Genomic DNA, 15,578 nt, shown 5'->3' on the forward strand with positions numbered 1-15,578 from the left:
TAAAAAAGCGTATGACGGGTGATCATACGCTTTGTGTTATGGTGTTCAATAACCGGTTACAATTTATAACTAACCGTCAAACGAGCATCTCGACCTGGCTCAGCAAGGCCAAGGTACTGCTCTGAGCTAGTGCTGTAACCATAGGTGCCATGATCATAATATTGCTTGTCAAAGGCGTTGTTGATACTCAAGTTAACCGACAAGCTATCATCCGCTGTTGGATACCACTCTAAGTAGATATCGTGAACCCCATAGCCAGGCTTGTTAGGTTTACCTTCAGGCACATCGGTTAAGCTTTTCACTAAACGCGCGTTCCAACCAAGCTCTAAGTCTAATCCGTCAAACACATAGTTAGCGTTAATGGTCAAGGTATCGCCAAATGCCGTACCCAAGCCTAAATCGCTGTCGTTTAATGGTTCGCCATCAAGCTCTGGCTCATTGTTAGAGTAGTTTACTGCAACTTCAACTTGGTCCCATTTTTGTGACGCGCTCAAGGTGTAACCGGTCGTTTTTAACTCGCCGGCATTAGCGAAAAAGCGGCCATCGGCACGTCGAACAGTACCAACCACATCATCGACTCGACTGTCGTAGACTTGTGCGCTTAACATTAAGCCGTCATTTTCATAGGCAAGCATCAAATCAGCGTTAGTTGCTTCTTCTTCTTTCAAGTCAGCCGCATTAGAACGGTAGCCAATTAAGTAGGCTTCTTTGACTTTCTGGCCGCGAATGGCCTCTGAGTAGCTCGCTCTTACCGACCAATGGTCATCAAACTGGTATAGCGCGCTAATGTTTGGGCTAAGGCCTGATGAATCAAAACTTTGGCCGTCAGCATCGTCAAGCTCGTAGTCGTCGTAGCGAGCACCTAAGCTTACGGTTAGGCTGTCGCTTAGCTCAATTGTATCCTGTAAGTAAATACCCACCACTTTGGCTTTTTCATCAACGTCGCTACCATTAATGTAGTAACCAGTGTCTTTGCGCTGGTCAACACCATAGGTTAATTGGTGCGCGCCCAACTCACTAGTATTACGCAGATCAAAACCTGTGCTTTCGACGCCGGCACCGTCACGGCTATCATTACCCTCATTTTGGGTTAAGTAGCTGTCAGTTTTGTAAAGCGTTACCGATAGGTCGACTAAATTGCTATCAGGTGCGTAGAAGTAATTTGCGGTAGAGGTTTCACGGCGACTTTTCTGCTCGTTTGCTGGGTTCCAACCGGCGCTAAGAAAATGCGGGCGAACATTGCGCATGCCGTCGTCGTTACGAATTTCGTGGCTCAGCTCAAGTTCGTGATACTCCGCCAAGCGGCCATTGATTTTCACTAAACCTAAGTCTTGATTAGTTTTAGTATTTTGCAGCTCAACACCGTTACCGTCTTCGATATTGTCGGTGTCGTTTTTACCAACAATCAATAAGCCACTCCAGTTGTCGTTAACACGACCGTAGAAGCTGCCGCTTAATTTAGTGCCGCTGGTGTTGCTGAAATAACCTGCTTTTAACAAGGCGCCAAAGTTCTCGCCTTCGTCTAATAGATCATCGGCATCTTTAGTTTCAAATCGAATGGCACCGCCTAGTGCACCTGGGCCATCTAATGCTGAGCCAGCACCAGCTTTTACTTCAACATGCTTTAACATTTCAGGCTCAATCGACAAGCGACCTTGATGGTGGAACAAGTAACCAGCTTGTGTAGCGCCATCAACGCTGACATTTAAATTAGTATCTTCAATACCGCGCACGTAAATTTTCTGAGCAATACCAAATGAACCACCAACAGTAATGGCTGGTTCGCCCCGGAAAATATCTTCTAAGTCATTCGCTTGTTTTTTACGAATATCACTTAGGTCAACCACGTCGACACCAAGAAGTCGCTGGCCTGTAACTTCAATTTTCTCAATATCACTGGTGTCCGCTATGTCTTCCGCAAACACTGCACTGCTGCTCGCTGCAACAGCTAAACCAACACAAAATGCAACTTTGCTGGCTTGAAACATCTTAGTCATACAATTTACTCCTTCAACAAATTGACGCGAATGATAATGGTTGCCATTTGCACAACTAAATAACTTTACATTCTTTACAAAAGTGCCGTTTCCGATAGTTTTTTGCGTGATTTTTAAGCTGATAGAAAGAAAAAAGCCCGTTATCTTGTTTTCAAGATAACGGGCTGAACATGTAAAGAAGCTGACTGTAAGACTCTCTATTTATTTAGTTAGAGAGCTAAATTTTAGAGAGCTAAATTCATGTGAATCAAGCGTAATGATATAAGTTAAGTCATCTAGACTAGCTCGATTTACTTTGCTGGTTGGTTAATGCACCTTCTTTTATTAACGCTTTTAATTCGGCGATTTCTGCATGCAGCGCTTCAATTTGCGCACGGCTGGCAGGCTCGCCCCCTTCCTTTGATTCACCGTGCGATTCAGCGCGAAAGTTTTCATGCTCTTCGCTCATAACCTCTAAAATTGTACCTACCATCATGTTTAAGAAGATAAAGGCCGTTAAGAAAATAAAGGTTAAATAAAACACCCAGCTGATTGGATAAACTGCCATGGTTTCATACATCACATCCGTCCAATCCTCGAAGGTCGCCACGCGGAACAGGGTTAACATGGCAATCGAAACATCGCCCCATAGCACTTCATTAATGTCTGCAAATACAATGCTGCCAATCGCAGCGTAGATGTAAAAAATCACAAACATTAATAGGCCAATGTAACCCATACGTGGAATGGCTTTGATTAACGCGTTAATGAGTAAGCGTAGCTCTGGCACCATAGACACCAAACGCAATACACGAAATACCCTTAGTAAGCGCGCAATTAGCACACCTGAGCCGCCAGCTGGTATCAGCGAGCCAATCACGATAATCGTATCGAAGATATTCCAGCCGCTTTTGAAGAACTCACTTTTTCTCGGGTAAGCGAGAAATCGAATCACGAGCTCAATCACGAAAAATACTGTTACTGCGACATCAAGTATCGCTAAAACAACGATACCTTCAGGCGGTAAGTTATGGGTTTTTGCGCCGACCAATAGTGCGGAAAGAATAATGACCGCAATTACAATTCCTTGAAACCACTTACTTGAATCAATTTCTTTTAAGCGGCGTTGCAATGAAAAAATAGTACCGGTTTTCATTGGTTAGCGAACTCCATCGCCAACAAATGGATTCGTACGACGCTCTTCGCCAAAGGTACTCATAGGGCCATGACCTGGAATAAAACGCACATCATCACCGAGCGGGAACAGATTATCGCGAATTGAGCTGATCAAGGTTGCATGATCACCTTTCGGGAAGTCGGTGCGACCAATTGAGCCTCTAAATAGTACGTCGCCAACTTGTGCCAGCTTTGACTCACGATGATAAAACACCACATGACCCGGCGTATGCCCTGGGCAGAAATACACTTCCAGCTCAATATTACCGAATGAAACGGTATCCCCTTGGTTTAACCAGCGATCGGTATCAAAGGCCTCGGCATGGGCAAAGCCAAAGCGCTCTTTTTGCATTGGGATCAAATCAATCCAGAATTTATCTTCTTGGTGTGGGCCTTCCACATTTACGCCATAGTGGCTTGCAAGTGCTTTGGTTGCACCAGCGTGGTCGATATGTGCATGAGTTAACAGCACTTTTGCCATTGTAAGCCCTTGGCCGTCGATAAATGCGATGACTTGTTCAACATCGCCACCTGGATCGACAACTGCCGCCAGCTTGGTTTCATCACACCAAAATACCGTACAATTTTGCTGAAACGGGGTCACAGGAATTATTTTATATTGAAGCATATCGCGCCCTAATCTTGGTTTTTATCATAATGTTTCGATCATATGGGCTAATTGTCAGCAAGCCAATAGCTGGGCGATATTAAATATACAATCGATTAATAGGCTAGGGCGTGTTGATCTTTCGAGATTGAATTTTCTACTGTGTTGGCACTTATTTATGGAGAATGACTACACTGCACAAGTGCCGCCTTGTATAAAACCCAAACAGACTGCTGCAAAAACAACCCTGAAAGATAAACACGCCCTAGTATTTTTCACTTCACTAACTAACGCGAAATCGGTAAGCTCGCTACATTAAAAAATAACAATAACCTTGAGTAAACTTTGACCAGAGATTCCTTCCATTCCCGTATCGGTTTTGTTTTAGCAGCGGCTGGCTCAGCCATAGGTTTAGGCAATATTTGGGGTTTCCCCACCAACGCAGCCAATAATGGCGGCGGCGCCTTTTTGTTTGTTTACCTTGTGGTAACCTTATTGCTCGCACTGCCTGCACTGTATGCCGAAATTTATATTGGTAACCAAACACAGAAAAACCCAGTAAGTGCACTTGGTGAAGCGTGTGCCGAGCGGATGCCAAGATTTGGCCGTTTTGCCGGCAAGCTTGGCCTGTGCGGCGCCATTATGATGTTAAGTTTTTATACGATTGTTGCCGGTTGGATGCTCGCCCATGCGTTATCGGCAGTTGCAGCACTTGTGGGGACAACAGACTTATCCGTTTGGTTAGCAACCGATAGCACAGTTCGCAATGTCGTATTTACGCCAATATTTATTGTGCTTGGCGCGCTAATTGTGCACCAAGGGGTACATAGCGGTATCGAACGTTGGTCAGCGCGATTAATGCCTATGTTGTTAATAATGCTTGTTGGTTTAATTATTTATATTTTGCTACAAGAAGGCGCAATGGCGGGCTTAAAGCAGTATTTAATTCCTGATTTTAGCCAAGTAACGAACCCAAGTTTAGTAATTTCTGCTATGGGGCAAGCCTTTTTCTCGCTGTCAATTGGTGTTGGTGGCATGATGGTGTACGGCTCATATATGGCGAAAGACAAAGATATTGGCAAGCTCGTGCTGTCTATTGGCGCGCTTGACACCTTTATTGCGTTTTTAGCTGGCTTATTAATTATTCCAGCGCTATTTGTGGCTCAGCACGCTGGCCAGCAAGTATTTGCCAATGATCAATTGATCGGTGAAGGCCAGTTAATTTTCCAAATTCTGCCAACCCTGTTTAGTTCAATGGGCACGATTGGCTTAGTGGTTGCCGCTGCATTTTTCTCGCTACTTTCAATTGCGGCACTCACATCGACGATTTCATCTACCGAAGTGCCTGTTGCTTATTTAGTGGAAGAAAAGTCATTTACCCGCCGCAAAGCCACTTGGTTAATTTCAGCGATTGTGCTGATGGCAAGCATGGTCTTAGTAGCATTTTTTGATGTGTTATTTGGCTTAATTATCCAAGTGCTAACCACTATTATGCAGCCACTTAGTTGCCTATTTTACTTTATTGTTGTTGGCTGGGTATGGAAACGCGGTAACAAGTTAAAAGACCAAGCAAGAATTGCTGAGCACAAATGGCTTGGTATATGGGGCAATTATTTAGCTTATGTTTGCCCTATTTTACTTACTGTTGTATTTATTAATGTGGCGTTTTAATACGCCACTTTTTATACACGATAAAATAGCCAAAATGATTATAAGCGCATAGCAAACGTCAGGGCTGGATGATCAGCTAGCCTTAAATGCAGCATTTAATAAAAGGCTTAATAGTGAGAAATAAGTAATTAACAGAAGTCGACTATCATAAATAATGAAACACAAATAATTAACCACAACCGAATGACTAAAAACAAATAGTCAAAAACGATTAATCAAAAACAATACATAATAATTATAACAATGTTGTTTCAAAAACTACTTACTACAGGTATTGCCCATCAAAGCTTTTCAGTGACCAATAAGGTCAGGATGATGAATTTGATAGGCATTATCACCACCCTAGTTTCAGGCCTTTACACCTTTGCCTACGCCTTTGTGCTCGACAACATATCAGTCGCGTTAATCAACTGCGTATTCACGCTAGCCTATGTCGTCACGCTAGTGTTCAACTATTTTCAAGCATTTCGCGGCGGTAAAATCTGGTTTTTTGTCACCTTAATGTTGCACTTAGTGGCGTGTACAAATTTGTATGTTACCAACGCAACAGGCTTTCATTTATATTTTTTCCTCGTCCCTACTGGCGTATTTTTACTGTTTGAATTAAGAGAAAAAACAGAGAAAGTTACCCTAAGTTTAATCGCGCTCGTTTTATACTTTTACTGTGAAAACACACTAAACCCAGCCCCACTGATTGAGCTGTCTGACAGCTTCAACCACATTCTTTATCAATCAGTTGTTTTAGTGATCATGCTCGAAGTGATTTTAGTGCTAACAATATTTGCTAATGAAATTGAAGCCAATGAATTAAAGCTAACTAAACAAGCAACGACCGATGCCTTAACTGGCTTATCAAACCGACACGCTTTCTTTGAACACGGCAGCAGTTTATTTGAATCAACGAAGCACCTTAATCGCCCGCTGACCATCATATTAGTGGATATCGACCACTTTAAACGTATCAATGATCAGCATGGCCACTTTGTTGGCGATTTATGTTTAACCGAAGTCACACAGTTAATGGCTGCCCAAAAGCGCGAGCAAGATATGCTTGCCCGCATCGGCGGTGAAGAATTCGCAATAATACTGCCAGACACAACCTTGTCAGAAGCGAATAATATTGCTGAGCAAATGCGTATTACCATCAGCCAACATCACATTCCGTTGGTCGGTGATCAGCATTTGCATTGTACCGTTAGCTTTGGTATTGCCAGCAGAGATACAGACGCCAGCTCGCTTAAAGAAGTATTAGTGCACGCAGACAAAGCGCTTTACTTAGCCAAAGAACTTGGCCGAAATCGCGTACAAATTTTTCAATCGCCTAGCGATAACTAATTTCAGAACCTCGTTAACTTTCAGAAACTCGTTAATTTTCAGAAAGTAGCGGATTAGCTTCCGTCTCTTGGCCAATGTCTACTTGCTCATGGCCAATGTCTACTTGCTCGATTTTTTCAAAACGACGGGTAATTTTATCTGCCGAGGTATGAATTTGTTTAACATCATTTGCCGCTTGGTCGATATGGCGTGCTAAGTTGTTAAAACGCCCTTGGAAGCGGCCAAAGTCTTGCGCCAGCATGCCCAAGTGCTCTTGAATTAAATGCACTTGCTGTTTAGTCGCTTCGTCTTTAATCACCGCTCGTGCCGTAGTTAAAATGGCCATGAGCGTAGTTGGCGATGCTAACCACACACGTTGTTTATTGGCATATTCTACCAAGTCAGCATGGTGGGCATGAATTTCGGCAAATACCGCTTCAGCAGGAATAAACATAACTGCCCCATCAGCGGTTTCATTTTCAATTAAATACTTGCTGGCGATATCGTTAATATGCTTTTTAATATCTTGCTTAAACTGCTTTTCCGCATTTTTACGCACCAATAACTCATGCTCAGGGTTGGTCATGGTTTGGTAGCTTTCCAGCGGGAATTTCGAATCAACTACCACATTGCCGGTCGGTTTTGGTAGAAACAAAATACAGTCGGCAATCTTACCGTTCGATAAGGTATGTTGCAGCGCAAATTGGCTCTCAGGTAATACATTTCGCACGAGCGAGTTTAACTGCACTTCGCCAAAAGCACCGCGTGAGCGTTTATCCGCTAACACTTCTTGCAAGCTCACAACATTGCTGGAAAGCTCAGTAATTTTCTTTTGCGCGTCGTCAATTAAGGCCAAGCGTTTAAGAATATCGTTAAAGGTTTGAGTGGTTTTTTCAAAACCTTCGCTTAGGCGTTTGTCCACCTGACCACTAATTTCTTGCAGCCTTTTATCCGTTGATTGGGTAAGCTTTTCAATACTTTGCGCTTGCTCATCACGGTTAACTTTCGCCATCAAGGTAAGCTGCTCTTGCAACTGCTGCTGTTGCTGACGAAACAGTTGATTTAACGATTGAAACTTCTCAAACAGCTGCTGCTGGCTATTTTGATCACTTTGCTTATGTTGCTGCATTAACTGCAACTTGGTTTCCGCCATCAACTCTTTAATTTGATGCTGATTATTGACATAGCCCTGCTGAAACTGTTGAATCAACTGGCCTAAATTCGCCTCAATACGGACAACTGACGCTTGCTGTTCGCTCTGGTTTTTCTGTCTAAAAACACTAATTAAATTGATAAGAAAATTAAGGATAACTAAGGCAAGTATTGAAAATAACAATAACTCGCTAGTGGATAATTGTTGAAAAAATTCGTTCACTGACTCACCGTGAAAACGCTTATGTTTTGCCGAGCAAAGCGACTAAGCTAAAGCCTTGCAACACAAGCACTGTAAATATTAACAGTTATTAGTAACATAAATTAGCACAATAAGAAATGCTAGCAGTGGTAAAAGCTTGAAACTAGCCAGAATTTAGCGCTTTTTGCGTAATAAATACGAAAATAGCAAAGATGAACTGGGCATTGGTTAAAGAGAAGCTATCAACTTCTATCAGTGATTAATTTATAAAATTTCATATGTATATAAACACAGTTCAAGATAAATCCTTCTTTAAACGGTGAAAGCGCGCAAATTGCTCCCTTTTAACAAGCATATGTTTATTCGTATTTGTTAAGTTATTGGCTAGTAAAGAAAAGTGCTATTCGCTAAAGTAAATAATAATAAACTAAAAGTTAAGGGCTGAGTGTGGAAAGCGCGCAATTTGCCTTCTAATAAACTGTTAGTAGTTTCTGGAGCACTGAGCAGTCTATAAGGGTTTAGGTGTTAAAGTTAATAATTTCATATGTAACACTACTCGTGATTCTCTTCAGTATTGGCTATGACTTTTATACTGGTGAAATCAATATGAAAGGCAGTGCCTTTTATTTAGATTCAGACTTACCGGTATTTATTGGCTTTGGAATTTTTAAACTCAGTATTGCATTAGGCTTCGTAGCCTACTACAAAAAACAGTTACGAGAATAAACTACTAACAAGCAAATTAACTGGGACTTTGTAGTTCCCCCATTTTAGTGGACACCTCCTTATCTCAATGAGGAGGCCATTATGCCCAGATATACCAACCCCAGAAAAACATGGTTTTACCCAGTTGATTTCAAAATCAAAGCCGTCGAACTAAGCTTAAAAGACGATGTCATGTCAAAGGATGTTGCTCATGCGCTCGATATTCATCCCTTTATGTTAAGCCGGTGGCGTAAAGAATATCGAGAGGGGAAATTTAACTTACCCGTGCGCTATAAAAGCAACAAGGAATTAATGAGTGAACTCCCCTCCAAACAAGAGCTGAATAAAATCAAACAACTCCAACGAGAAAATGAACGCTTAAAGCAGGAGAATGACCTGCTAAAAAAGTGGCAACGGTATCTGGCGGAAGTACATCAGCACGATTTGGATTCATCAAAAGGCACGGAAAAGCCTTAGGTGTTAAGTACCTTTGTACTTGGTTAAAGGTGTCACGTAGTGGCTATTACGCATGGCTACACCGCTCCCCTTCGAATAGAGTGCTGGCCGATAAGACATTGCTAAACAACATAAAAAACGTATTTAATGCCAGCCTTCATACCTATGGTAGTCCCAGGGTGTTTGAGGCACTCAAAAGGCTCGGTATTCGAACAAGTAAAAAGCGAGTAGCACGGCTTATGCACGAGTACGGTCTTGTCGCCCGTGCCGTCAAAACCTACCGTAAAACCGCGAAAGTGAAGTTTTTCTATAAGGAAATTGAGAACAAGCGCCAATCGCTTGAGAAGCCTGAGGGTATCAACCAACAATGGTCGGGCGACATTACTTACCTTAAAGTGGGTAAACGGTGGCACTACTTAGCTGTCGTGATTGATTTATTCTCTCGTCGAATCGTGGGCTGGGCATTTGGGGCGAAGAAATCAACAGCATTAACCCTTAGCGCTTTGCGCCAAGCACTACATCAACGAAAGCCTCAAACACGTTTACTCTTTCACACCGACAGGGGCGCTGAATACCGCGCGCACGTCGTGCAGCAATTTCTACAACGCAATAACGTAGAGGCCAGTATGAATCGCCCTGGATGTTGCACAGACAATGCTGAAGTGGAGTCCTTTTTTCATTCGCTTAAAGCAGACCTCATTCGCGGCAATACATTCTCATCGGCAAATAAATTACACGCATTATTAAAGAGTTACCTAAATAACTTCTACAATAGACAGCGATTACATTCGAGTTTAGGATATCAAACACCTGCTGAATTTGAGTCAGCAGTAAATTAAACATGGAGCGTGTCCACTTTATCGGGGCAAGATCACTTAAAATCGCGGGCTATTTTCGCTTCGCTCAAGTTTAGCCCACTATTTTAAGCCCGTTATTTGGGCTACATGGACTCCCCTTTGTCAAGCACAAGCAGTCTCTGACAACAAGAAAGTCTGACAGCAGCTCTACATTCGGCGTTTGTTAGCATACTGCCGTAACAGCTTGTGCTATCGCCCTGATGATTTGCGCTTGAGCATGGCCTCATTCGTTAAACAGCGTCTTCTCTTTCAAGAAATGCGCTTCCCGACTAAACAGGCTTTTATGCTCTCGGTCTGACCGTGTTATCGTCAATCGCTCATGCTAAGACGCGGTGGGGTTAACCGTTAGGGTTACCTCTACAACTTCAATCTTTTCTATTTTACATAATCTATTTGGTATTCGTTTTTACTTCGAAGCAATGCCCATATCAACCGTGCATTCTTGGCTGCAAGCGCGACGGTTGCCCGTTTAAATCCTCGTCGCTCAATCAGCTCTTTTACCCATAAACTGGTTCTGTCTGTTTTATGTTTGCAGTTGGCTATTACGGCTCGAGCACCGTGAATGAGTGAGGTGCGAATGTGTTTTTCGCCACGTTTACTGATTCGGCCAAGTTTCACTTGCCCACCTGTCGTGTATTGCCTAGGTACTAGACCAATCCAAGCGCTAAAGGCGCGGCTGGTATCAAAATCTTTTGCATCACTCACCGTCGCAACAACCGCCGTTGCCGTGATTTCGCCAACCCCAGGAATGGTCATTAAGCGCCTTGCCGCGTTCATTTGGTTCGCGAGTTGATAGAGCTTTCGGTCATGTTTAAGAATTTGCTGGTTTAATGCTTTAATGTCTTGCCATAAGTCACTTAGTAGCTCTCTAGCGAGCATGGGTAAGTTGTTCTCACCATCTTCTAAGATGCCACTAATGGCATGTTGTGCCGGATAACGTCCTTTGGGCATGATAATACCAAATTCTGCGAGTAAGCCCCGAAGCCGATTAATGAGTGCGGTTCTGTCCTTGATAGCCCCTTGGCGAATACGGTGTAGGCAAAGCACGGCTTGTTGCTCTTCACTTTTGATGGTGACAAAGCGCGTTTTGGGACGGGTCACCGCTTCACAAATGGCTTCAGCGTCGTTGGCATCGTTCTTTTCGTTTTGGCGATACGGAATCACGAACTTTGAGGCCATGATGCGTACTTCATGGCCAAGCTTAGTAAACTCTCTTGCCCAGTAGTGTGCGCCTGAGCACGCTTCCATACCAATGATACACGCTGGCAACTTAGCAACTTCAGCTAACAGTTTGTTTCGCTTAACGGTTTTTCGTAATTGACACTTGTCATGACTATCGACACCGTGGATACTGAAAACAGATTTGGCTAAATCGATGCCAATTGCTTTAATTAGTGACATATGGACTCTCCTCAATTGAAGCTACTTATCAACTTCACTATGGCACACTCGCTAGAGAAAGATGCCGAGCGGGGAGTCCATATCATTCGTTAGGCGACTACAAATAGGCCATTGACATGGACAAAGAAGAGTTTTATCGAATTGCTAAAGAAGAAGGTTTCATTGAAACTTTTAAAAAACTTTTGGATCAGAAAGTTGAAGGAGATCCTTGGAAGGAGCGCTATATACCGGTTTTGTCGATTATCGCTGTTATAATTACGGCCCTTGCAATGCCTATTTCAAACATAGTTATAGAAAATTCGCGGAGCACCAATGCAAGTAAAATTGGCGTCAATGAATCAGAGAAATACCTGATTCGAGAGAAATTCGCCGTTTTTTGTGGCTCACTAGTTTCGTCAGATATTGGCGGCGAATCTTATGAATCTGATATTTTTAGAAAGTTTTACAGTATTCAAAGCTTAATACCAAGAGAAGATCTTAAAGATGTTCACCGCTCAATCGACTTGGTTTTAAAGGAGCCAGACTTTACGAAACGTAAGAAAATGGCTCGACAAACTTGTTATAAGCTAGGTCTAGACCTAGATGATCTTATTAAAGGTCGTAGGAAAAATCGATAAAAGTCGCCTAACAAGCGCATTAATAAGGACAATGTAGTTCCCCCATTTTAGTGGACACCTCCTTATCTCAATGAGGAGGCCATTATGCCCAGATACACCAAACACAAAAAAGGCGCTAATAGCGCCTTTTCAATACTTTTTTTAAACCATGTGCTTAAAGCCAAATACTATTTAGCCTTAGCTTACGCACCTAGCTTTTCGTCTAGCTCTTCAATTTTCGCCTGCCAAATAGCAGGACCAGTCACATGAGCAGATTCACCTGTGCTATCTACCGCAACGGTTACTGGCATATCTTCAACGTCAAACTCGTAAATCGCTTCCATACCTAAGTCTTCAAAGGCAACCACTTTTGCGTGTTTAATCGCTTTTGATACCAAGTATGCTGCGCCACCTACAGCCATTAAATACACAGATTTGTTGTTCTTAATAGATTCACACGTTGCTGGGCCACGCTCAGCTTTACCGATTGAACCAATTAGGCCAGTTTGCGATAACATAAGGTCAGTGAACTTATCCATGCGAGTTGCGGTTGTTGGGCCTGCTGGGCCTACTGCTTCGTCGCCAATAGCATCTACTGGGCCTACGTAGTAAATAAACTTATCAGTGAAATCTACTGGTAGCGCTTCACCGTTTGCCATCATCTCTTGAATGCGCTTATGTGCAGCGTCACGACCCGTTAAAATTTTACCGCTTAGCAATAAGGTTTCACCAGTTTTCCATTCGCTTACATCGGCTTTTTTCAAGTCGTTTACGTTAACACGGCGCACATTTTCACCGACTTCCCAAGTGATTTCTGGCCAGTCTTCTAATTTAGGTGGAGTTAAATCCGCAGGGCCTGAGCCATCTAAATGGAAATGTACGTGGCGGGTTGCCGCACAGTTAGGGATCATCACCACTGGCTTAGACGCCGCGTGTGTAGGTGCTGAGTTGATTTTCACATCAACCACAGTGGTTAAACCGCCAAGGCCTTGTGCACCAATGCCTAGCTTGTTAACACGCTCATAAATTTCTAAACGCAATTCTTCTTCCGCGTTTTGTGGGCCACGATCAATCAATTCTTGAATGTCTACTGGGTCCATTAAGCTTTCTTTAGCTAATACACCTGCTTTTTCAGCGGTACCACCAACACCAATACCAATCATACCCGGTGGACACCAGCCTGCGCCCATTTTCGGTAAGGTTTCAACTACCCAGTCAGCGATTGAGTCAGACGGGTTTAGCATCGCCATTTTGGTTTTGTTTTCACTACCGCCACCTTTAGCAGCGATCATCACTTCCACTTCGTTGCCTTCCACTAAGTCGATATGGACAACTGATGGCGTGTTATCTTTAGTATTTTTACGTGTGCCCGCAGGGTCAGCAACAATCGACGCACGTAACGGGTTATCTGGGTTCATGTACGCGCGGCGCGTACCTTCATCCACCATTTGCTGAACTGTCATGTCAGTGCTGTCCCACTGAACAGCCATACCCACTTTCACGAAACAAGTCACGATACCTGTATCTTGACAAATTGGGCGCTTACCCGTTGCCGACATGCGTGAGTTAATCAGAATTTGTGCAATGGCGTCTTTTGCCGCTTGGCTTTCTTCTTTGTGATAAGCCTTTTCAAGCGCTTGAACGAAATCCAATGGATGGTAGTAAGAAATGTATTGCAGAGCATCTGCAATCGATTCAATAAAGTCTTGTTGTTTAATGATAGCCATTTACTTTTATGCCCTCTTAGCGCTCTTGCTGAGCTGATGTTTATGCTTTCAACGTTGCTAAAGCTTGCCCAAGCTTTGCCTAGAGTGTAATGCAGTGGTTTTATTTACCCGCGACTCAAGAGTTGAAAGTTAAATTTTTGCCGATATGATACCCTGCTTATATCAGTGCTGCTAGTCAATTATTGTGATTGCGACTATAGATATTTTCGATAAAAAGCACTGTGTTTTTCATTACAAACGCTAGCCACACAGGTGTCATTTGCCAGCCCTAGATAAGAGTTTTGAGCTTGTTGCTCGCCCGATTAATGTTTCTGAGCCACAAGCGGTTGTCAGCCTATTTTCCCACTACGCGAATCAACCTTGGAGCTTTTGGTTAGACTCCAACGAAAGCGATCACCAAGATAGCCGCTTTGATATTATTGTCACCAACCCTGTGCTGACGATAGAAACGAGGGCGCAACGCAAAGAGCATAGTAACGATAACTTAACACATGCAGTTAGCACTAACGTCGTTGCTCATAGCATTGAATATCAAACACTAGCTGGCGAGTTTTCTGGTGACCCTTTAGCGCGGCTAAAGCAGCTTGAGCGCAGCGTTTTTGAAAAGGTTACCCTGCCTAAAACTCATTTACCCTTTAAAACAGGAGCAATCGGCTACTTTAGTTATGACTTAGGTCGCTGTTTTGAACGCTTACCAGCAATCGCTGATGATGATATTAATTTACCTTTGATGGCGGTTGGTATTTATACTCAGGCACTGGTGTTTGATCGCCAGCAAAGCCAACTGTATTTAATAGCGCCATCTGAAAAGTGGCAACAATATGCCGATGAAGTAATGACGCTTGTCGCTGCTACAATCGACAACAGCGATAAAACTGACAAAAACGAGCAGCAAAGCTTTTCATTAACCTCTGATTGGCAAACGAATATGAGCAAGGCGCAATATCAGCAGAAATTTGCGCAAGTGCAAGCATATTTACACTCGGGCGATTGTTATCAAATTAACCTTGCGCAACGTTTTCAGGCTAATTACCAAGGGGATGAATTTAGCGCTTATCTAAAGCTTCGCGAAGCTAACCAAGCGCCCTTCTCGGCTTTTATGCGCCTGCCAAGCCACAGCATTGTCAGTATTTCACCTGAGCGCTTTGTACAATTATCCGGTAACAAGGTACAAACCAAACCAATCAAAGGCACGTTAACACGCGGGGAAACTGCCGAAGCTGACAAAGCCAATGCCGAGCAGCTCAGTAATTCAACTAAAGATCGCGCGGAAAACCTAATGATTGTTGATTTACTCAGAAATGATCTCAGCCGCGTTTGCCAAGCAGGCAGTGTTAAAGTGCCTAAGTTGTTTGATATTGAAAGCTTCCCCGCAGTGCATCATCTCGTGAGTACCGTTGAAGGCGAGTTAGCGAGCGAACACGATGGCAGCGACTTATTGCGCGCCGCTTTTCCGGGGGGCTCGATTACAGGCGCACCCAAAATTCGCGCCATGGAAATTATTGAAGAGCTAGAGCCACATCGCCGCAATTTATACTGTGGCTCTATTGGCTATTTATCGGCATGCGGCAATATGGACACCAGCATCACCATTCGCACCCTAATTTGCCAAAACCAGCAAATTTATTGCTGGGCTGGCGGCGGCTTGGTAGCCGATTCAAAAGTTGATAGCGAATACCAAGAAACTTTTGATAAGGTAAGGAAGATACTACCCGTGCTTGCCAACTAATAGCAGGGT

General features: G+C 43.3%; 11 protein-coding genes. 5 read left to right on the top strand and 6 right to left on the bottom strand.

Going from position 1 to position 15,578, the window contains the following annotated elements:
* Positions 1-56: 56 nt before the first annotated feature.
* The 3 genes from DXX92_RS12625 to DXX92_RS12635 form a co-directional block, all read right to left on the bottom strand.
* Positions 57-1,997 carry a TonB-dependent receptor domain-containing protein gene (locus tag DXX92_RS12625; RefSeq protein WP_116000763.1) on the bottom strand — a complete coding sequence of 647 codons (1,941 nt, stop codon included), beginning with the start codon at positions 1,995-1,997 and terminating at the stop codon, positions 57-59.
* A 280-nt stretch (positions 1,998-2,277) separates the two neighbouring features.
* Complete coding sequence (locus DXX92_RS12630; protein ID WP_116000764.1) at positions 2,278-3,132, bottom strand: ion transporter; 855 nt, start codon at positions 3,130-3,132, stop codon at positions 2,278-2,280.
* Positions 3,133-3,135: 3 nt separating this feature from the next.
* Positions 3,136-3,780 carry an MBL fold metallo-hydrolase gene (locus DXX92_RS12635; RefSeq protein ID WP_116000765.1) on the bottom strand — a complete coding sequence of 215 codons (645 nt, stop codon included), beginning with the start codon at positions 3,778-3,780 and terminating at the stop codon, positions 3,136-3,138.
* A gap of 324 nt (positions 3,781-4,104) precedes the next feature.
* Between DXX92_RS12635 and DXX92_RS12640 the strand changes: the two genes are divergently transcribed.
* Complete coding sequence (locus tag DXX92_RS12640) at positions 4,105-5,430, top strand: sodium-dependent transporter (RefSeq protein WP_116000766.1); 1,326 nt, start codon at positions 4,105-4,107, stop codon at positions 5,428-5,430.
* A 243-nt stretch (positions 5,431-5,673) separates the two neighbouring features.
* Positions 5,674-6,765 carry a GGDEF domain-containing protein gene (locus tag DXX92_RS12645; RefSeq protein ID WP_116000767.1) on the top strand — a complete coding sequence of 364 codons (1,092 nt, stop codon included), beginning with the start codon at positions 5,674-5,676 and terminating at the stop codon, positions 6,763-6,765.
* A 31-nt stretch (positions 6,766-6,796) separates the two neighbouring features.
* Here DXX92_RS12645 and DXX92_RS12650 read toward each other — a convergent pair whose 3' ends face one another.
* Positions 6,797-8,119 carry a DNA recombination protein RmuC gene (locus tag DXX92_RS12650; RefSeq protein WP_245961475.1) on the bottom strand — a complete coding sequence of 441 codons (1,323 nt, stop codon included), beginning with the start codon at positions 8,117-8,119 and terminating at the stop codon, positions 6,797-6,799.
* Positions 8,120-8,905: 786 nt separating this feature from the next.
* On the opposite strand from DXX92_RS12650, the gene DXX92_RS12660 reads away from it, so the two are divergent.
* Positions 8,906-10,098, top strand: a protein-coding gene (locus DXX92_RS12660; protein WP_116000054.1) for an IS3 family transposase whose coding sequence is annotated in 2 segments (ribosomal slippage) — positions 8,906-9,211 and positions 9,214-10,098 — 1,191 coding nt in all. Because the reading frame shifts where the segments join, the coding sequence is not laid out codon by codon here.
* 393 nt (positions 10,099-10,491) lie between these two features.
* Here the strand turns inward: DXX92_RS12660 and DXX92_RS12665 are convergent.
* Complete coding sequence (locus tag DXX92_RS12665; RefSeq protein WP_116000052.1) at positions 10,492-11,517, bottom strand: IS110 family transposase; 1,026 nt, start codon at positions 11,515-11,517, stop codon at positions 10,492-10,494.
* Between the two features lie 116 nt (positions 11,518-11,633).
* Between DXX92_RS12665 and DXX92_RS12670 the strand changes: the two genes are divergently transcribed.
* On the top strand, positions 11,634-12,134 hold the full coding sequence (locus DXX92_RS12670) for a hypothetical protein (RefSeq protein ID WP_116000769.1): 501 nt from the start codon (positions 11,634-11,636) through the stop codon (positions 12,132-12,134).
* Positions 12,135-12,316: 182 nt separating this feature from the next.
* Here the strand turns inward: DXX92_RS12670 and DXX92_RS12675 are convergent, their stop codons facing one another.
* Entirely contained in the window at positions 12,317-13,840 is a 1,524-nt protein-coding gene (locus DXX92_RS12675) for a fumarate hydratase (RefSeq protein WP_116000770.1), read from the bottom strand.
* Between the two features lie 259 nt (positions 13,841-14,099).
* Between DXX92_RS12675 and pabB the strand changes: the two genes are divergently transcribed.
* Positions 14,100-15,569, top strand: coding sequence for an aminodeoxychorismate synthase component I (gene pabB, locus DXX92_RS12680; protein ID WP_116000771.1), 1,470 nt, complete (start codon positions 14,100-14,102; stop codon positions 15,567-15,569).
* Positions 15,570-15,578 lie beyond the last annotated feature (9 nt).

It is taken from the genome of Thalassotalea euphylliae (genome assembly GCF_003390395.1).
Taxonomy (GTDB): Bacteria; Pseudomonadota; Gammaproteobacteria; order Enterobacterales; family Alteromonadaceae; genus Thalassotalea_F; species Thalassotalea_F euphylliae_C.